This window comes from Plebeiibacterium sediminum (assembly GCF_026013605.1).
Lineage (GTDB): Bacteria > Bacteroidota > Bacteroidia > Bacteroidales > Marinilabiliaceae > Saccharicrinis > Saccharicrinis sediminus.
The window spans coordinates 19,452-40,465 of record NZ_JAPDPJ010000023.1; the positions used below are offsets into that span (position 1 = coordinate 19,452).

The 21,014-nt window shown below is 33.3% G+C and carries 12 protein-coding genes; 8 read left to right on the forward strand and 4 right to left on the reverse strand.

Annotated elements, in window-relative coordinates; translation table 11 throughout:
• Positions 1 to 20: 20 nt before the first annotated feature.
• The 3 genes from OM075_RS11195 to OM075_RS11205 form a co-directional block, all read right to left on the reverse strand.
• Positions 21 to 8,699 (reverse strand): Ig-like domain-containing protein, encoded by an 8,679-nt coding sequence (locus OM075_RS11195; protein WP_301190602.1) that lies wholly within the window; start codon positions 8,697 to 8,699, stop codon positions 21 to 23.
• A 475-nt stretch (positions 8,700 to 9,174) separates the two neighbouring features.
• Positions 9,175 to 9,831, reverse strand: coding sequence for a PQLLE family protein (locus OM075_RS11200; protein WP_301190603.1), 657 nt, complete (start codon positions 9,829 to 9,831; stop codon positions 9,175 to 9,177).
• 367 nt (positions 9,832 to 10,198) lie between these two features.
• The gene (locus OM075_RS11205; protein ID WP_301190604.1) at positions 10,199 to 11,194 is read right to left on the reverse strand and encodes a DUF2027 domain-containing protein; all 996 of its coding nucleotides are present in this window, start codon (positions 11,192 to 11,194) and stop codon (positions 10,199 to 10,201) included.
• A gap of 134 nt (positions 11,195 to 11,328) precedes the next feature.
• Between OM075_RS11205 and OM075_RS11210 the strand changes: the two genes are divergently transcribed.
• Positions 11,329 to 12,534 (forward strand): S-adenosylmethionine:tRNA ribosyltransferase-isomerase, encoded by a 1,206-nt coding sequence (locus tag OM075_RS11210; protein ID WP_301190605.1) that lies wholly within the window; start codon positions 11,329 to 11,331, stop codon positions 12,532 to 12,534.
• Between the two features lie 47 nt (positions 12,535 to 12,581).
• On the opposite strand, the gene OM075_RS11215 is transcribed toward OM075_RS11210, so the two are convergent.
• On the reverse strand, positions 12,582 to 12,776 hold the full coding sequence (locus OM075_RS11215; RefSeq protein ID WP_301190606.1) for a (2Fe-2S)-binding protein: 195 nt from the start codon (positions 12,774 to 12,776) through the stop codon (positions 12,582 to 12,584).
• Between the two features lie 306 nt (positions 12,777 to 13,082).
• Here OM075_RS11215 and OM075_RS11220 point away from each other — a divergent pair, with 306 nt between their 5' ends.
• The 7 genes from OM075_RS11220 (at position 13,083) to OM075_RS11250 (ending at position 20,977) form a co-directional block, all read left to right on the forward strand.
• Positions 13,083 to 14,078 (forward strand): AAA family ATPase, encoded by a 996-nt coding sequence (locus tag OM075_RS11220; RefSeq protein WP_301190607.1) that lies wholly within the window; start codon positions 13,083 to 13,085, stop codon positions 14,076 to 14,078.
• A gap of 63 nt (positions 14,079 to 14,141) precedes the next feature.
• Positions 14,142 to 15,008 (forward strand): DUF58 domain-containing protein, encoded by an 867-nt coding sequence (locus OM075_RS11225; RefSeq protein ID WP_301190608.1) that lies wholly within the window; start codon positions 14,142 to 14,144, stop codon positions 15,006 to 15,008.
• Positions 15,008 to 16,051 (forward strand): hypothetical protein, encoded by a 1,044-nt coding sequence (locus OM075_RS11230; protein WP_301190609.1) that lies wholly within the window; start codon positions 15,008 to 15,010, stop codon positions 16,049 to 16,051. The genes OM075_RS11225 and OM075_RS11230 overlap by 1 nt, the downstream gene beginning before the upstream one ends.
• Positions 16,052 to 16,087: 36 nt before the next feature.
• Complete coding sequence (locus OM075_RS11235) at positions 16,088 to 17,080, forward strand: vWA domain-containing protein (protein WP_301190610.1); 993 nt, start codon at positions 16,088 to 16,090, stop codon at positions 17,078 to 17,080.
• 23 nt (positions 17,081 to 17,103) lie between these two features.
• Complete coding sequence (locus OM075_RS11240; protein ID WP_301190611.1) at positions 17,104 to 18,150, forward strand: vWA domain-containing protein; 1,047 nt, start codon at positions 17,104 to 17,106, stop codon at positions 18,148 to 18,150.
• Complete coding sequence (locus tag OM075_RS11245; RefSeq protein ID WP_301190612.1) at positions 18,147 to 19,088, forward strand: tetratricopeptide repeat protein; 942 nt, start codon at positions 18,147 to 18,149, stop codon at positions 19,086 to 19,088. The genes OM075_RS11240 and OM075_RS11245 overlap by 4 nt, the downstream gene beginning before the upstream one ends.
• Positions 19,089 to 19,153: 65 nt before the next feature.
• The gene (locus OM075_RS11250) at positions 19,154 to 20,977 is read left to right on the forward strand and encodes a BatD family protein (protein ID WP_301190613.1); all 1,824 of its coding nucleotides are present in this window, start codon (positions 19,154 to 19,156) and stop codon (positions 20,975 to 20,977) included.
• Positions 20,978 to 21,014: the final 37 nt, after the last annotated feature.

A 21,014-nucleotide genomic window follows, 5' to 3' on the forward strand; every position in this document is an offset into this window, starting at 1 on the left:
ATTAAAGTTAGTTATCTACATTATCTTCTTAATTCAATATATCCACTATACTCTTTAACCTGTACAGTTTCTTCTGTAGCAAGATTTACTTCAACAGTATATACATAAAAGTATGTACCATTTGGTAAGTCTGTACCTATAGAAACCATATTTGCTGTAGTAGATGTACCATCCCACCACTCATCATCTTCACCATAGGTATCTCCAGTAGATCTATATACTAAAGCGCCCCATCTGTTGAATACCTCTAATTTGGATTTTTCAGCTGTATATATACCAGCTTCCTCAATTCCACTAATCCTGAAGTAATCATTTATACCATCACCATTTGGTGAGAATGCATTAGGTATAATAAAGGCATTTTCAGCATCTAAATCTTTATTGCCAACAAATATATGTACCCAAGCAGAGTCAATTCTTTCTCTTGGTGCTAAATAGTCCGTATTTTTAAAGAAATATTGAACAGAATCTTTTCCAAAGAATCCTGGTTTCTTAGTGTATACTAATACACTAGAAATCTCGTCAATAGTTACAGAACCACTAGAAATATCCGTAGATGTTCCACCTTGACGGTCAAACCAGAATCTTAAATTACCATTATTTCCTGTCTCAGGATCACCTAAGAAATCAATACTCACATTCCAGGTATCATTTACAGTCTCATCCTGACCTGCTACTATAATTGTTCCTGCATTTTCACCTTTAGTCAAGATTAAATAATCATCTTCAGCATTTAATGGAAACTCTTCTAAATATACAGTTCCATCCATAATTGAGGTACATCCTTTTATACTTGTAGCACGAACTGTATAGATACCTGCATCTGCTCTGGATCCATAGTTTATTGCACGTCCTCTTCCGACACTATCTACTGTCTCAGGCTGAATATCCAATCCATTAAGTAATAAACTATATACAGTAAGATCTTCTTCAGGTGCTGAATTATCAAGGATGATTTCATCTGAACTTGTTAATCCGTAACACATTTCGGTACAATCAAGATTACCTATTTGTAAAATCTCAACATTTGGTGTAGGATTCATTACTATAGTAAAGTTTTCAAAGCTATAAGTAGCACATCCACTCTCATAATTACGAGCGATAATATAATATTCACCTTCTTGAATATTTTCAAATAAAATATCTCCTCCATTTCCATCATCAAAACCGACTGTAGTTCCATCTATATTCTTTAATTGATATCCTCTATCAGGTTCTGTATTATGTATAACTATAGAAATACCATCTTCTCCTTCACAATATTCATTAGACGACAACTCATAATCTGGTAATGCGGGAGCATCTTTAAAATTAACTTCAACGGTTCCCATTAATAAATCACATCCTCCATCTGCTTCAGCATAAATTTCATAAATTTCTGATGTTCCTATATCTGCAACAGCCCATGAAATAGCTTCTCCAGAAACACTGGCAATAGCATCTTGAATAGGTCCTGTTGAATCTTCTAACCTATAAGTCCTTCCCGCCTCTGAATCTGTAATACCAACATTGGTGCCTACTGAACCACATACATTTGTTGCATCAGCATAGACTGCATGCGATGTAGGCTGAGGAACACTTGCAAGAGTAACAGAAGTTCCGTTATTAATTGAAATTTCACAAGCATCACCTCCTCTTGAGGCTACAAAACTATAGGTACCTTCAGTAAACATACCAAGTGAAAGAACTCCTGAAGCTGCTGGATCACTATCTGATACTTCGGCAACTACACTATTACTAGTTTCATCAATTACTTGATATACCACATTTGGTTCATGATCAGTTAACCTGAATTCTACTCCAGCATCACTTTCACAATATAAATCATTATCAAATTCAATGAGCTGGTTGACAGGAGCTGGACTTAACTGAGTAATTACAAAACCATTCATACTAGATGTACATCCTTTATCAGTTGTTGCTATAACAGTATATGTTCCTATATCAGTAAACTTACCAAAAGTAATAGTATCTGTTGCAGCCCCACCTATAGCTGGTGTACTCAATGCATCACCCAAAATAGTACCATTATCGTATTGAAGCATATAAGACACGCCTTCTTCTGAATTATCTAAAGAAATTTCAGCTCCATCAGCCATATCACAGAATTCTCCTGATCCAATCATGCGGTACGCTTCAGGTAATGGATTTACATTTAATACTACTCTATTCGCCATTTCAATTGTACAACTTGCTGAAGTTCCTATAACAAGATATTCTCCTTCATTATTAACAGTTGGAAAATCCATAGCACTTCCATTACCTACGATTACTTCTTCTGCACTTTCTCCTGAAACACCATATTTATGACTTAACCATAATTCGTAAGTAACTCCTGATTCTGTATCATTTAAACCAAATATCACACCTGGATCTCCATTACAAATTTCACCTTCTCCAGTAACCACCTGCTTAGTTAATACACCTGCAATGTCAATAAATACACTACCCGATAAATATATAGAACAACCATCTAGTGTGGCCATTGCGGTATACTCTGCATTATCCTTATCTACTATAGGAGCAAAATCAATGTCATTACCATCTCCCATAATTGATGGTAGACCAGCGTCATAGTAATTTGCTCCAACTTTTTTAACAAGGGTATATTGAACACCCGACTGTGACATTATAACTGTTACAATTGATCCATCGTCACAACCTGTTCCATTATAAGTTTCTGATATAAAGCGGTCTTCTGGCAAAGGTTTTTCTGTAATTACAAAAGTTCCATTCATAATAGATTGACAAGATGTAACACCGTCGTTACGTTGAGCAACAACTTCATAATTACCTGATGCTGTTACCTCTAACTGTAACACACCACCAGTTCCAGCCACAGACGCTCCATATGAATCATCATCCAGATTATGTAATGAATAATTAACATTAGATTCTGATCCTGACATATTAATATAAGTTGACGATCCAGAACAGTAATCTCCATCACTTGTCAAATCAAACACTGTTGGCAATGCATCTACCTGAACTTCAACAGTATTAACCATATCTGTAGTACAATCAACATCAGGAACTCTTGCTTGTACAGAATAAACACCTGCTGTATTTTGTAAACCGGTAAATACTAATGGAGTACCAACAGCATCTGTACCTGTAATCGTTTCTATTAATGTAGTACTATTTAAATATAAACTATAGTCAACACCTTGTTCCTGATTATCAATACTTATACTTACCCCTGCATCACCTGCACAATAATGTCCATTATTATCAGCAACAACATTGTAAGCAGTTGGGTTAGAAATAACAGATACATCTGCATAACCTGTCATAGGAAACTGACATCCGGAAGCAGATTCAACTCGAACAGTATATGTTCCTTCAGCAGCAATTGTACCGAATGTAATAGCTCCATTATTTCCTACAGCAGAAATACCTGTATCATTACCATCCAGGAATAATTTGTAAGTAACACTATTATCCAAAGATCCATCCAAACCAATTTCTACTCCAGCTTGTCCTTCACAATATCTACCATCTGTAATATCTGATGGATTTGCAGGATTAATAACATAAACCCCAAACGGAACATCGGATCCATCACCAACTATAGCAAAGGTTCCAGCCATATAACGCTGACATCCACTATTAATATTCTGAGCTATAATCGTGTATGTACCAATTCCCAACTGAGCACTAAAGTCTAGTTGTGATCCATCACTTCCTATCAATACTTCGACAGGGGCATCATCTAGTAATAATGTATATTCCACATCTGATTGTGAATTATCTAAGGAGATCACATGACCAGCCCCACCATTACAACCAGTTACTGAACCAGTTGGAGTCAAATTATAAATAGTCGGTAAAGAATATTCAGTAATAGTAACCCTATTATTCATTTCAAATCGTACCCCCGGTACTGATGTATAATAAGCCTCAACTCTATATTCTTCAGTTCCTGTAATATTATCCCAACGAACATCAATAGGATTTGAACTACTAAACATAATAGAAGAGCCTACAATTGAATTATCAGAACCTCTTATTAACTCATAGGTAACTCCGTCCTGAGGAACTCCCCCAACATATACACTAACACCTGTACCTCCTTCACAATAAGAAGGTTCTGTAGACAAAACATCTAGCAAAACTATATTATCAAAGACATGCATAATTGTATCTATTGATGACATACAATTATTTATATCGTAAACATCTACAGTAACAATATCATTATCTACAAAAGAATTTGAGCTATAAATATTATTTACATCCCTTGATTGTGAGACAGTTGAGTTTATAAAATACTCGTATTCAGTACCTCCACCTGCAGTCAATGTAACATTTGTTCCACTAATGAACGAATTACTTGGTGCAATAGTTAAAGTTGGCGTTGGTAGTGGATTAACAGTTGTTGTAATACCACTTGTTGTAGCTGAACAACCAGAAGTACTATAGGAAACTATTGCAGTAACTTCCTCTCCATCAGACAATGATGTAGTAATATATTCATCATTACCTCCAGGTCCCTGCACACTAACTCCATCTACAAAAAATTCATATACATCTCCACCTGTTGCTGTAAATGTAACTTCATCATTAGCACATATAGTATTATCAATATCTGAACTTGACAAGGAAACTACTGGAACCGGATTTACAGTAATTGATATTCCTGAATGAGTAGCAACACAACCATAAGCATCTGTAACCTGGACAGTTACATTATCATTATTTTCTAATGTATTAGAAATATATTCATTATTAATTCCTGGTCCTTGAACACTTACACCATCAATAAAAAATTCATAATTATCACCACCACCAGCTGTGAATGTAATATCCTCATTCTCACAAATTAATGTTTTATCAGAAATTAAGGTTGCAACTGGTTTGCTAATAGTTACATGAATTGTTTCACTTGTTAGTTCACAATTGAAACTGTCAAAAACAATTGCTTCTACATCAAAATCATTTGTGGCAGACCAAGTAAATGTATTTGTAGCACTTTGACTACCTTGAGGATTTCCATTTACAACAAATTGATAAGTCAAAGAACCAGACCCAGAACCTGATGCAGTAAAAGTTACTACTTCATTTTCACAAACAGTTGTCTTGTCACTCACTAATGTAATCGCAGGCAAATCATGAATATTCATTGTTATAGAAGTGGAAGCTCCAAAACAATCACCTTCATATGCAACTACATTAACCGTATTACCATTTTCTAAAACTGTAGTAATTAATGTATTTGAGGTTCCATCCTGAAGTACTTCTGTTCCATTTCTATAAAAAATGTATCTGTCAAATCCTGATGAAGCAACAAAATCTACTGGAGTACCAAAACAAACTTCATTTCCTCCGGCACTAGTAATACTAAGAACTGGAACAGGATTTGCATTGATTGTCATTGCAATAATGTCAGAATTATCTGTACATGACGTAGTATTATCAGTTGCAACAACATAAATTTGATCTCCATTTTGTAAATCTGGTGTAGTATATGTTGCTGAACCCGAATGAACAGACTGATCAACACCTCCTCTGATGAGATGAAAGTTATAACTATAGTTTCCAGTACCATCAGTAGCAGCTGCATTAAATGTTACATCAACACCAGCACATACTGTAGTTGCTCCAGGACTTGGAGCACTAACACTAAGGTTAGCAGTAACTTGGTTAACAGTAACAGATGCAGAACCAGTTAAATCAGAACTTTGTGATGTACATAATGCATCACTCAATCCAACCACAACATAAGTAGCTGAGGCTGATGTCGTAATAGTCTCTACATGAGTGCTATTAGTTATATTATTAATCGTATAATCGGTTGTTCCATCATTATAGGTAATATTCCAAGGTCCAGTACCTATAAGATTAAAAGTAAGATCAGTAGTTTCGCCAATACAAATAGAATTATCTCCGGAAATACTAGCTTGAGGTCTAGGGTTTACATTAATTGTTACTAAACCAGTAATTTCACTAGCCTGTGATGAACATAATGAAGCGTCCGCCAACGACGTAATTTGATATGCAGTAGTTGTGCTAGGCGATACACTTAACACATATGGGCTAGAATTAACTGTAACAGTATGATCTGTACCATCATTATATGTTAAATCCCAAGGACTTGATCCAGTTAAGGTAAATGTAATATCTGTACTCTCTCCATCACAAATAGTGGCATTACCAGATACAACTCCTGTAGGTCTTTCATTAACTGTAACTGTAGCGGGACCTGAAAAATCACTATTTATGGAAGTACATAATTGATCAGAAAGAGCTACAATACTATATACACTTGTAGTGCTAGGACTCACGTTAACAATATAAGGGTTCGTATTAATATTATTAACAATGATATCAGATGTACCGTCATTATATGTTAAATCCCATGGTCCAACACCTGTAAAAGTAAATGATATATTCGTATTATCACCATTACATATTGTTGCATCACCAGATACAATTCCTGTAGGTCGTGCATTCACAGTCACAGTTCCTGATCCTGTTAAATCAGATGGAACTGCAGTACAATTAGCATCCGATAAAGCTGAAATAACATAAGTTGCATTGGAGGTTGGAGATACGACTAAATTGTATGATGCCACATTAATACCGTTAATTACGTGATCTGAACCATCATTATATGTTAAATTCCAAGGTGCTGTACCTGTAAAATTTATTGTTAAGTTCGCATTATCTCCATTACATATGGTTTCATTTCCACTTATTATTGCAGTTGGTCGTTCATTAACTGATACAACAGCGCTACCTGTCATTTCACCATTTTGAGCATCACAACCATTATTATCAGAGAGACTTACTAAATTATAAGTTGTAGTAACAGTCGGTGAAACAGTAATTATATGAGGACTTGATAATATATTATTAATAACATGATCAGTACCATCATTATAGATTAAACTCCAAGGAGCCGTTCCCGTTAGAGTAAAACTAACCTGAGCTACATCTCCATCACATATTGTAGTTGTTCCACTTACTACTCCTGTAGGTCTTGGATTTACAGTAACAATAGCAGAACCTGACAGATCACCAGAATTAGACGTACACTGACTATCTGACAATCCTGTAATAGTATAGGTTGTTGTAGCTGAAGGAGAAACTGTTAAATAATAAGGTGAAGCATTAGCAGTAACAGTATGATCTGTACCATCATTATAAGTAATATCCCAGGGACCTACTCCTGTTAAAGTAAAAGTAAGATCTGTATTGTCGCCATTACAAATAGTAGCATCACCAGAAATACTTCCTGTTGGACGCTCTATTACTGTAACAGTTGCTGTACCTGTATATTCTCCAACATTAGATGTACAATTACCATCACTTAAGCCAGTAAAACTATAAGTCGTTGTTGAAGTAGGACTTACCACCAAATCATAAGATGCTGTATTTACCGTAATAGTATGATCTGTTCCATCATTATATGTAACATCCCATGGACCAGTTCCAGTTAAATCAAAATGTATTGTTGTTGAACCTCCATTACAAATAGTTGAATTCCCACTCAGAACTCCAGTTGGTCTTTCATTTACCGTAACTGTCGCTGATCCACTCAATTCAGAGGCATTAGCAAAACAGCTATTTGCATCTTCTACACTAACTAAACTATATGAAGTTGTAGAAGCAGGATTTACTGTTAGTATATAAGGATCATCACTTGTTGAAAAAGTTTGATCAGCTCCATCATTATATATTACTGTCCAGGGTGCAGTGCCAGTAAAATCAAAAGTTAAATCCGCAGATGTACCATTACAAATTGTAGCATCTCCGGATAAAGAAACGGTTGGACGAGTATTAACTGTTACTATTATTATTTCTTCAGAAAAACAACCAGTAGTATTATTTGTTCCTCTGACCGTATAAGTAGTCGTGGTTGTTGGTGATACATCAAAGGATGCCCCTGTGTGCTCAGGAGATCCACCTGATCCATCATCCCAAGTATATGTAACATCTGGATCCATATCACTTGTTGCACTTATAATCGTTGAATTACCACTACATATTGATACATCGCCACTTGTAGTTAGAACTGGATTATTATAGACAGTTAAAACAGGGGAACCATTCATCGTATTAGTACAAGAACTACCAGTTTTTCTGGATACTTCAACAGTATAGGTACCGGCAACATCTACTGTCCAATTAATAGGTGAACCATCAACTCCATCAGTTGAACTTGTAGCATTACTTCCATCAACTAATAACTGATAGGCATAACCTGATTCTGAATTATTCAGTGTTAGAACAACAGAATTACCAGAACAAATAGAAGTTGCATTAGCTGTTAAATTATATATAGTTGGAGATTTGTAGACTCTAGTATTATCACTATTACCCGTATCAAATCCCGAGCCACCAGCAGGTAAACCTGCAGCATTTAACACGGAATACCCAATCCATATATCATAATCGTTCCTAAATTGAGGAGCTACACGCTGAGGATAAAACTCTAAATATGCATCAACAGTACCCGGATTAATTACTTCTCCCCACTCATCATGATTTTCAGGATTTCCGGCTACACTAACAACAATTTCCCAAACTACGCGTGTTGCAGTAGGAGAAAACAAAGAAGGATCAGGCACGGTAATATTCACAAATTCATCAGTAGAACAATAAGAATCTTCCAATGAAGATATAGCACCGCTTAGTCCTTTTAAAGAAGAACCCTTTAGTGAACTTGTAGAATGACCAAAATACTCCTTGATCATTTTAACCTCCTTTTTACTTGGCCCTGTTTGCGCTTTCAAAATAACAAATGACATTGCTAGAAGGCACACAAACATCAATCGGTTTAAGTTTTTCATCATAATCGTAATATATAATGACTCCTGGTTTTCACGGTCATGGTTTTAACTAATTTGTACTATCAAGGTCCCAATTTGATAGCATTCACATTTTGTATCAACACATTACAACATTACAAACAACAAATATTGTAATATATAAGATCTATTCAACACACAATACTTTAAAAATTCAAGCCCCAACTTCCACGATCCTCGTCAAAAATAACAATAATATTATTTTAAGTAGCATTTTTACTTAATTCGTTTGTACGAAGACCGCATTTATTAGTTACAACATATAGAACCTGATTAATTTATTTTATACCAACACCGCTAATATTAACATTAACTATATATTTTATGTGACAAAATACAATTCTTTATCACTTATTTTTTTTTAACTTTTACCCATTATCCCTAACAAAGACAATACTTCTGGATTATCTTCCAAAGCTATTCTAGCTACTTTAAGATAACTACTAACCCACTGCTGAACTTCTATAGTTTCTTTTTTTACTTTATCATTCAACATTCGAACAACAGCAGTAACTCTTACACACTTATCCGACAACTCATTAAGCTCAACCAATTGCTTCTTCAATCCATTCAGATCCTTTTCTTTTATACCAAATTCTGCCATCGATTTTAAATACAAAGAATTTGATTTTAAGTTATTCACAAAAACAGACACCTGAACAAACCACTTATCATAAGTCCTTGCCCTTACACCTAATAACATTAACGATTCTTGAGCTTCAATATTATCAACAAAAGCAATCCTAGCCAACTTGAGATATTTCATATAATTTTTATGAATCTCTTTTTGCATACTTTTCTTTTCTGCGTGGCATGATCTTTTAAGTTTAGCCTTATCCTGAGCTTCTATATACAACAACCTTAAATTCTCCCACAACCGCCTACCTTCATTAAGTCTGGATTGATTATAACCATAACTACTTACAGCATTACGAATTTCAGCTTCGCGAATACTATAGGCAGTAATTTCATCCAACTTATATAAAAAGTCTTTCCTTGTAAATTTAGTATAATGCATATAATACTGTCTATATATTAAAAATATATGTATAATATATCAAAATAAATTCAAATCTTATAAATATTTATTAATAATCAAAGTTTTATCTATCTTATTTTTATTTGTATGTATCTTTTTTTTTATTGTATTATATCAAATTACTTTAGATTATTAAATTATATTTTTTTATATTAACATTTAAAAATACTATATAGGTATTTAAATATTATATAATTACATCAGAATAATTTTATAGTAATTTAAAAATTAGATCATAAAAATTATCTATTAGCAATATTATAGCCTGACCATTTGACATAAAAAAAGCTCTAACTTGAATCTTCATTCAAATTAGAGCTTTCAATAATTTTCTTTAATTTATAAACTATATTATCACCATTGTAGCACCAAAACCGTATTCCTTAAACGAGGCATCCTGATAGCTATGCCATTTATATTTACGATCCAATAATTTTCGCAACTCATTTTTTAAAACACCATTACCAACACCATGAATAAAAACAATTTTCTTGTTCTTATTCTTTTTATTTTGCTCCATAATCTCATGGAACTTTTCAATCTGGTAACCCAACATCTCCTTATTACTTAAACCTCTAACATCGTCCAATAATTCATGAATATGCAGATCTACCTCCAACACCTGATCATCATCCCTCCTTTTAGGCTTTACAACCTTCTTCACGCTCTCTTTTTCTCTTACTATACTATTGAATTTTTTACCTGTTAAATCTTCAAGCTTTTCTTCTAAAACACCTTTTAACACGTAGTTTAAATAAGCCTTTTCATTAAAATATTCATTAGCAACATAGCTACCATCTTTTAACAATTTCGATCCACTAAATTTCAAGTTGTATGTAATAGAGTCTTTAGGTTTATAGGGAACACATTTTCTATACATCAATACATTAACTACATACTTAGCTCCATCAAGCTGTGTTATATTATAATCTTTTAATTCAATCTTAGTATTTGGTTCTATACTACCAGAAAATTGATTTTCAACCTGATCCTCAACAACCAAACCTATAGTGTAGAACAGATAAAAATTAGAATCGTTAATTAGGTATAGCGTAACATTTGTTGGCATTGTTGCATTCCTTAGACATGCTAATAAAATCTTTGGATTCCCTTCTTCCTCCGACTCTTCAATTAACTCCTCATTAAAATCATCACTTTCCACAGTATCCGATTGCCTATCCTGTACCTTCTTCTCCACCAAAACCACTTCCGTAATTAAAGATGGAACTTCAAAACCATCGTCATCTAAAACAAACACCATTTTTCCACCTTCAACTCTACTAACGATACCTCCTCCTACTTCATTTAAAAAACGTACTCGATCTCCTATACCAATTGCCATTAGTTTCTAATATTAATTCATTAATTTTTCGAACCTGAAATTATAAAAATACTTCTGTACAATTGAATAAAGTTGACTATTTTTGCAATCGTTTTTTATTAGCAGTTAATTTTTAAGTACATAGAGATTTTACAATGAATAAACCCAACATTAGTATTCAGGAATATACCTACCAATTACCACCAGAAAAAATAGCAAAATACCCTTTAAAAAACAGAGAAGACTCAAAACTACTGATATATAAGAATAATAATATTGAAGAAAACCAGTTTCACAACCTACATAAATATATACCTTCAAACAGCCTAATAGTATTTAACAACACTAAAGTAATACAAGCCCGTATTCAGTTTCAAAAAACAACCGGTGCTAACATCGAAGTTTTTTGTTTAGAGCCAATTAATCCATCTGATTTAAATTTAGTTTTTCAAACAAAACAATCTTGTTCATGGAAATGCATTGTTGGAAACTCAAAAAAATGGAAGAATGGACCTTTAACAAAATCTATTACGATCAACAACCAGGAAATAACCATCACAATTGAACGTGAGGAAATTTTAGATGATGCTCAAATCATTAATTTTTCATGGGACAACAATAGTTTTACATTTGCTGAAATTCTTGAAAACATTGGTAACATCCCTATTCCTCCTTATTTAAACAGAGATACTGAAGAAATTGATTTATCAAGATACCAAACAGTATACTCAAATCACAAAGGTTCTGTTGCAGCTCCTACAGCAGGTCTGCATTTTACAGAAAACGTGATTGACAAATTAAATAGAAACAATATTGACATTACCAATGTAACACTCCATGTTGGAGCCGGAACATTTAAACCCGTTAAAAGTGAAAAAATTTCTGATCACGAAATGCATATAGAACATTTTTTCGTTGAAGAAAAAACTATTGATTTACTATTAAAATTTGAGGATAACATTACCAGCACTGGCACAACTACTGTAAGAACTCTTGAAAGCCTTTATTGGCTTGGAGTAAAGCAGTTGGAGAACATTAATGAGTTCTATATATCACAATGGGACCCATACAATCTACCTGGTCACCACAGTACAAAAAACGCACTTTTGGCTTTAAAAAAATATCTTCAAAACAAAGGAACTTCAGTTTTACAAAGTAGTACTGGAATTATGATTGCCCCGGGTTATAGCTTTAAGGTAGTAAACAGACTAATTACTAATTTTCACCAACCTAACAGTACGTTATTATTACTAATAGCAGCTTTTACTTCCGGAGATAACTGGAAAGAAATATACAACTACGCCCTAAATAATGATTTTAGATTTTTAAGTTACGGAGATAGCTCTTTATTATTCAGATAAAAAACAAGGACCTACTAACAATTATATATTGAGTAGGTCCTTTTCTCTTATTCTTTTTCTTTTTTCAGTTCTTCTTCCAAAATCTCTTCAAGATCTGCATAACAAGAACCACAAATTGTTGCTGCATTGGTTTCATCCTGCACTTCATCCATTGTTTTCAAACCCTTTTCATGAATTAACTTTACAAAATCACCTTTTCGTAACAGCATATGTTTACATACAAAATCTCTATCTTCAAACATAAGATCTAAACTAAATTTATTTATTAATAATCTGAAAAACTGGAATAATAATACAAATTTTAAAGTAAAACATTCTCATTTTTTCTTTCTCTCTCCATTTTCTTAAACCAATATTTTTTATAAAAGTTCACTGAGTTAAAAAGGATAAAATAAAAAGTTAAAGAAGAGTTAAAATTTAGCAATATCAGGGAAACTCGCTCTTTGATTAACATTATTTAACAATTGCTTTTACACCTCCGCATATTAAAAAACTAATTTTGGAATCCTCATAGAAAGAATAAAGTATTAACAAGAAATATTAAACTCATGGAGCAATCTGTAGATATAAGAGAGTTAAATGAAAGAATAAAAAATGAAAGTTCTTTTGTAGACTTACTAACTATTGAAATGAACAAAGTAATTGTTGGCCAGAAACATTTGGTTGAAGGATTACTAATTGGTTTATTAAGTGATGGTCACATTTTATTAGAAGGTGTTCCTGGTCTGGCTAAAACTTTAGCCATTAATACGCTTGCAACTATTGTTGATGCAAAGTTTAGCCGAATTCAGTTTACTCCGGATTTATTACCTGCTGACCTTTTAGGTACAATGATTTATAGTCAGAAAAATGAGGAATTCATTATTAAAAAAGGTCCTATTTTCACCAATTTTGTATTAGCAGATGAGATTAACCGAGCCCCGGCTAAAGTACAAAGTGCTCTACTTGAAGCCATGCAAGAGCGTCAGGTTACTATTGGCGAGACTACATATAAACTAGAGGAACCATTCTTGGTAATGGCAACTCAAAACCCTATTGAACAAGAAGGTACTTATCCTCTTCCAGAAGCGCAGGTTGACCGTTTTATGCTAAAGATTGTGATTGACTATCCTCAGAAAGAAGAAGAACAAATGATTATCCGTCATAATCTTGCTCAATCATTTCCAAAAGCATCTTCTATCTTAAAACCTGATGATATTATCAGAGCCAGAAAGGTTGTTAAAGATGTTTACATGGATGAGAAAATTGAAAAATACATTGTTGACATTGTATTTGCTACCAGATTCCCTGAAAAATACAATTTGGAAAAGTACAAGGAAATGATTTCATACGGCTGTTCTCCTCGTGCAAGTATCAGTTTATCAATGGCTGCGAAAGCATATGCTTTCATTAAGCGAAGAGGATATGTTATTCCTGAGGATGTAAGAGCTGTTTGCCATGATGTACTAAGACACAGAATTGGTTTATCTTACGAGGCAGAAGCTAACAATGTAACTTCAATAGAGGTAATTAACGACATTTTAAATACAGTTGAAGTGCCTTAGTCTTTTATTTTATTTTACGCAGGATTAACATCCTTATCATTAATCGCATAAATAAAAGATTAAATGGAAACAACGGATCTACTAAAAAAAGTCCGCCAGATTGAAATAAAAACTCGGGGACTTTCAAGTAATATATTTGCGGGAGAATACCATTCTGCCTTTAAAGGCAGAGGTATGACCTTTAGTGAGGTGAGAGAGTATCAATATGGAGATGATATCAGAAATATTGACTGGAATGTTACAGCCAGGTTTAACCACCCATATGTAAAGGTTTTTGAAGAAGAAAGAGAACTAACTGTTATGTTATTAATTGATGTATCCGGCTCCAGAGAATTCGGTACATCCTTTAAATACAAAAAAAATGTAATTACCGAAATCGCTGCTGTTCTTGCTTTTTCGGCTATTCAAAACAATGATAAAATTGGAGTTATCTTTTTCTCTGATAAGATTGAAAAGTTCATTTCGCCTCAAAAAGGCCGTAAACACATTCTTCATATCATTCGCCAACTTATTTCGTTTACTCCTGAAAACAGAACTACAAATATTGGTGAAGCATTAAGGTATTTAACCAATGCTATAAAAAAGCGATGTACCACTTTTATCATCTCTGATTTTATGGATGATGAATTTGAGAATCCATTAAAAATAGCCAATCAAAAACATGATGTGGTAGCTCTTAAAGTTTATGATGAAAGAGAAACAGAAATGCCCCCTATTGGATTAATAAAACTTAAAGATGCTGAAAGCGGGGCTTATTCCTGGATTGATACATCAAATAAAAAGGTAAGAGATGCCTTTAAAAAGCATTGGCTAGAGAATGATGAAAAAACGCAAACAATTTTCAGAAAGTGTGGTATTGATAGCGCATCAATAAGAACTGATGAAGATTATGTAAAGGCGCTCATGTATTTATTTAAAAAACGAATATAATGAACTCAATAGCAATTGAATTCTATAAATACCATAAAACAAGTATAAAAGCCTTAGTGGTTATATTTTGCTGTATTTTTTTATCTGGTATAAAAACAAATGCACAAAATGTAAGTGCTTCTGCAACGCTTGATTCTACTACAATTTTAATTGGTGGTCAGATTGACTTACGAATTGAAGTAAGCCAACCAGAAGGATTAAAAGTCAATTTCCCAGTATTTAATGATACAATTACAAAGAGTATTGAAATTGTAGAAAAAGGAGAAGTTGATAGTATAAAAATGGATAACGATAGAATTGTATTGTCTCAACTATACAGAATTACATCGTTTGATAGCGGATTACATTATATTCCCCCAATAAAAATCGAAGTTTTTGATGGAGAACTTAAAAACATGGTTGATACAGATCCTTTGAGTTTAAGGGTTGTAAATCCTTTTCAGGAAGTAAATCCGGAAAAAGGTATGTTTGATATTAAAGGAGTACAAGATTCTCCATTTAAATTATCTGAGATACTGGAATATATCTATTGGGTACTTGGAATTTTAGTGGTACTTGGATTAGCTATTTGGGGATATTTATATTATAAAAGAAAGCATCAGGGAGATGGTAAGGTTTTTATTAAAGCAAAACCCGATGAGCCGGCTCATATTATAGCTATCAGGGAACTTGATAAAGTGAAGGAAGCTAAACTTTGGGAGAATAATAAAATAAAAGAATTTTATACTTCTGTTTCAAATATATTACGTGAGTACATTGAAAACAGATATGATATTCCTGCTTTAGAGCAAACTTCCATTGAAATTCTATCAGAGATTAAAACATCTGCAAAAATTGACAAAGAAATATTTGATCAATTAAATCAGGTACTTGAACTATCTGACCTGGTTAAATTTGCAAAGTTTGAGCCATTGCCGGATGAACATGCTTTAAGTTTAATGAATGCTTATTTCTTTATTGAAAAAACTAAAGAAAACCTCATTAAATCACTAGAAGAAGAAAAAGATTTAATGTTGGAAAAAGAAAAAAATTCCAACGAGTAAAAACCTGCATTTTATGATGCATAATGAGTTTGAAAAATGAGTAGCATAACCTTTTTACATCCAAATTTCTTTTATCTATTATTGGGATTAATTCCAATGATTGGCTGGTACATTTGGAAACAAAAAAGCGCTCAAGCTTCTTTACAAATATCTTCACTAAAGGGATTTGAAAATGCGCCAGTTTCCTGGAAAGTATATTTCAGACATGTGCCTTTTGCTTTGCGTTCAATAGCAATCATATTTTTGATTATAGTATTGGCCCGACCTCAATCATCAAATAGCTCAAGAGATGTGGTAACAGAAGGTATTGATATTGTAATGACCTTAGACATTTCTTCGAGTATGGAAGCGTTGGACTTTAAGCCCAACAGACTTGAAGCTGCAAAGGATGTTGCCACGGAATTTATGTCGGCACGGCCAAACGATAAAATTGGACTAGTGATATTTGCCGGAGAAAGCTTTACGCAATGCCCATTAACAACAGATAAAGCTGTTTTAGTTAATTTGACACATGACATCAAAACCAGAATGGTTGAAGATGGAACTGCGATTGGACTTGGACTAGCTACAGCTGTTAACAGAATAAAAGATAGCGATGCGAAATCAAAAGTAATTATTCTTTTAACTGATGGTGTTAACAATCGTGGTGAAGTAGCACCATTAACAGCGGCCGAAATTGCTAAAACTTTTGGCATCAGAGTCTATACCATTGGGGTTGGATCCGAAGGAAAAGCTCAGATTCCTGTACAAACACCTTATGGAACAAGATATGTAGAGGAGGAAGTTAAGATTGATGAGCCAATGATGAAAGAAATCGCTGAAACAACAGGTGGCCAATATTTTAGAGCAACAAACAAAACAAGCTTAAAGAAAATTTATGAAGAGATTGACCAAATGGAAAAAACAAAAATTGAGGTTAAAGAATACACAAAACGTTCTGAAGAGTACTTAATTTTTGCTATTCTGGCTGCTCTTTTCATTTTAATGGAAGTATTTATTAAGTCAACCATACTTAGAAACCTTCCTTAAATAACCCATTAAGATTTGAAAATATGTTTAGATTTGAAAATCCTGAATATCTATACCTTTTAATAATAGTTCCTGTCTTAGCTTTCCTAAGTTTAATTATAGGAAAAAGGCGAAAAAAGGCACTTCAACAGTTTGGTAATCCTGAACTGTTAGAATCGTTAATGCCCAGTGCTTCAAGTATACGACCGATTATTAAATTTTATATTATGCTATTGGTTATTATTTGTTTAATACTAACCATGGCAGGACCACAATTTGGTTCTAAACTTGAAACAGTTAAAAGAAAAGGTATTGAAATCATGATAGCTCTTGATGTATCAAACAGTATGAATGCTCAGGATATTCAACCAAGTAGATTAGACAGAGCTAAAAGAGCCATTTACCAATTGGTGGATAAACTAGAAAATGATAAGGTTGGTTTAATTGTTTTTGCTGGTCAGGCATACACTCAATTACCAATTACAACAGATTATCCTTCGGCTAAAATGTTTATTTCCACCATAAACACAGGCATAATTCCTACGCAGGGTACTGCAATTGGAGCAGCCATTGAAAAAGGTATCCGATCATTTAGTTCACAGGAAGAAGTTAACAGGGCTATAATTGTGATTACCGATGGTGAAAACCACGAAGATGATGCTATAGCTGCAGCAAAAGCCGCAGTTGAAAAGGGAATAAAAGTATATACTGTTGGGATGGGATTACCCAAAGGTGCTCCTATTCCTGTTGGGGATAGCAATAAAAACAATTTCATGAAAGACCGTGAAGGTAATGTTGTTATCTCTAAGTTAAATGAAGATATGCTTATCAATATTGCTAAAAATGGTGATGGTGAGTTTATATCTGCCAATAATATCAGAAAAGGAATTAATGATTTGGTTGATCATCTGTCAAAACTTGAAAAAACTGAGATGGATGCAAAAATCTATACTGACTATGACCACCAGTTTCAATACATAGCTCTATTGGCTCTTCTTTTCCTAATTATCGACTTTATGATTTTGGAAAGAAAGAATAAGTATCTGAAAAACATTAATCTTTTTGAGGAAAATAAGGAGGACGCAAAATGAAATTATTAATATCTGCATTAGTGTTATTTATAGGCGTTTCTGTTGCTTCCGCACAAAAGGAACGTAAATTCATACGTGATGGGAACAAAGAGTTTTCTAATGAAAAATATATTGAATCTGAAATTGAATATAAAAAAGCATTAGATAATCTGGCTGAAGGAAAATCCTCGTTTGAAGCAGAGTTTAATCTGGGTGATGCATACTTTAAACAAGAAAAATACGAGGAAGCGCTGAATCAGTTTAAAAGTATCAAACAGGAAGATTTAACCAAGGATCAAAAGGCAATGATCAATCATAATCTTGGAAATACATACCTGGCAAAAAAAGATATTGACAACGCTATTAAATCATATAAAACAGCATTAAAAAATAATCCTCTGGACGATGAAACCAGGTATAATTTAATTGCTGCTTTAAAGATGAAACAACAGCAAGAGCAAAACAAACAAAATCAGGATCAGAATAAAGACCAGAATAAGGATCAGCAAAATCAGGACAAACAGAACCAGGATCAACAAAACAAAGATCAACAGAATCAGCAAAACCAGGATTCTGATGGCGATGGTATTCCTGATGAGAAAGAACAACAAGATCAACAAGGTAATCCAAGTCCTAATGAAGATACTGATAAGGATGGAATTCCTGATTACAAAGATAATGACTCGGATAACGATGGTAAATCTGATAAAGAGGAAGCTGGAGAAAATCCGAATGAACCAAAAGATACCGATGGCGATGGTATTCCGGATTATAGAGACACAGATTCTAATAATGATGGAACACCAGATAGCCAGGACAGTAAACCACAAAACGATAATATTTCAAAAGAAGATGCACAGCGCATTTTAAATGCTTTAAATCAGGATGAAAAAGAATTGCAGGAAAAAATGAGAAAAGTAAAAGGTAATCCTGCAGGAAACATTGAAAAGAACTGGTAAATAATAGTAATTATTTGTATTACTTTTGTGGCTTTAATATAATTAATCATCGAAATTATTGAAAAATGAGACACTCAATATTATTCACTTTATTAATTCTATTTTTCTCATCTTCGCTCTTTGCAGAAGATGTGGAATTTACAGCACAAGCTAAAAGTGCTGTACTTTCTGGAGAAAAATTTCAATTAATATATAGTGTTAATGAAGAAGGTGAAGACTTAAGATTACCCCAACTAAATGATTTTACCGTGTTAATGGGACCAAGTAGGATGACAAGCTCAAGCACTCAAATCATTAATGGAAAAATCACCAGAAGTAAAGAATTCACATATACCTATATTCTTAAATGTGATAAACCGGGAAAGTACACGCTGGCTCCGGCTCAAATTACTGTAGATGGAGAAAAATACGAGAGCAATAGTTTAAGTATTGAAGTTGTAAAAAATGAGGGTGGCAATACTACACAACAAAGCCAAAGTCAGCAAGAATCTGGAAGCAACTCTTTTTCAAAGGATGATTTATTTATAACTGTAACCAATAATAAATCCAGTATCTATCAAGGTGAACCACTTGTATTAACCACAAAAATTTATACTCGTATCAATCTTGATAATATTTCGGATATTAAGCACCCTGACTATAGAAATTTTATTGTTCAGGATATTGAGGATGGAAATAATATTCAGTGGACATACGAATTTGTAAATAACAAACAATATAGAGTTGGTACATTAGAAAGAAAAGTGTTGTACGCTCAAAAAAGCGGACCACAAACCATTGAACCTACTGAAATTGAATTCCTGATTAAACAACGCATCAGTCGTCGTTCAACCAGTATTTTTGATGATTTTTTTGACAACAATTACCGAATGGTAAAAAAGCGTGTTAAATCAAAATCAATCAATGTCAATGTTAAACCATTTCCTTCTCCAAGACCAAAAAGTTTTTCCGGAGCAGTGGGTGATCTTTCAATGAAAGTAACCTGTTCTCAGAATAAGGTAAAAGTAAATGATGGAATCACAATTAAAGCAGTAATTTCCGGAACAGGAAACCACAAGCTAATGTCGGCTCCTGAATTCAATTTCTCTACAGATTTTGACACTTTTGATCCTACTAACAAGAATAACTTCACCAACACGGTGTCTGGTATGAAAGGTTCAAATACCTTTGAATATTTGATTATTCCGAGATTTGGAGGTAATTACACTATAGATCCGTTAGTATTCACATACTTTAACCCTAAGAGTGGAAAGTTTGTAACAATAAAATCAGATCCGATTGTAATAGAAGTGGAAAAAGGCACTGAAGAACAAAATGGTTCAACCTATACTCCTTCAAGTATTAACAGAGAAGATGTTCAGTTTATTGGAAAGGATATCAGATTTATCAAAACAGATAAAACAAATCTTAAAGAAAGAGGAACCTTTTTGTTTGGTTCATTAATCTTCTATCTGGGATATATCATACCTGTTATTTTATTTATTATAGCATATATATTAAATAAAAAGAAGATTCATGAAAATGCCAATATTCATTTAGTTAAGAATAAAAAAGCCAACAAAATGGCTACAAAAAGATTGAAAAAATCTTCAACTTATCTGAAAGAAAATAATCATGAAGCATTTTACGAAGAGGTATTAAAAGCGTTATATACTTATTTAAGCGATAAATTATTTTTGCCAGTAAGTGAATTAAGCAAAGAAAAGGCAGCGGATTTAATTACTAAAAGAGGTGTTTCTGAAGAAGTGAAGAACGAATTACTTGAAGTGTTGGATACATGTGAATTTGCCCGCTTCTCTCCTGCTTCAGGTGAAACTGAGCAAATGGATAAACTATATAATAAAGCTCTAAATAATATTAGCAAACTAGATAATCAGATTAAAAAGTAACTTCATTAATTGTAGTTTATTGGTTTAATACAAAATT

Coding starts and splice junctions, on each gene's coding strand:
- OM075_RS11215 (WP_301190606.1), bottom strand. CDS start 12,776: ATGTTTGAAGATAGAGATTTTGTATGTAAACATATGCTGTTACGAAAA.
- OM075_RS11230 (WP_301190609.1), top strand. CDS start 15,008: ATGAACTCAATAGCAATTGAATTCTATAAATACCATAAAACAAGTATA.
- OM075_RS11250 (WP_301190613.1), top strand. CDS start 19,154: ATGAGACACTCAATATTATTCACTTTATTAATTCTATTTTTCTCATCT.
- OM075_RS11235 (WP_301190610.1), top strand. CDS start 16,088: ATGAGTAGCATAACCTTTTTACATCCAAATTTCTTTTATCTATTATTG.
- OM075_RS11200 (WP_301190603.1), bottom strand. CDS start 9,831: ATGCATTATACTAAATTTACAAGGAAAGACTTTTTATATAAGTTGGAT.
- OM075_RS11195 (WP_301190602.1), bottom strand. CDS start 8,699: ATGATCAAGGAGTATTTTGGTCATTCTACAAGTTCACTAAAGGGTTCT.
- OM075_RS11220 (WP_301190607.1), top strand. CDS start 13,083: ATGGAGCAATCTGTAGATATAAGAGAGTTAAATGAAAGAATAAAAAAT.
- OM075_RS11210 (WP_301190605.1), top strand. CDS start 11,329: ATGAATAAACCCAACATTAGTATTCAGGAATATACCTACCAATTACCA.
- OM075_RS11205 (WP_301190604.1), bottom strand. CDS start 11,194: ATGGCAATTGGTATAGGAGATCGAGTACGTTTTTTAAATGAAGTAGGA.
- OM075_RS11240 (WP_301190611.1), top strand. CDS start 17,104: ATGTTTAGATTTGAAAATCCTGAATATCTATACCTTTTAATAATAGTT.
- OM075_RS11245 (WP_301190612.1), top strand. CDS start 18,147: ATGAAATTATTAATATCTGCATTAGTGTTATTTATAGGCGTTTCTGTT.
- OM075_RS11225 (WP_301190608.1), top strand. CDS start 14,142: ATGGAAACAACGGATCTACTAAAAAAAGTCCGCCAGATTGAAATAAAA.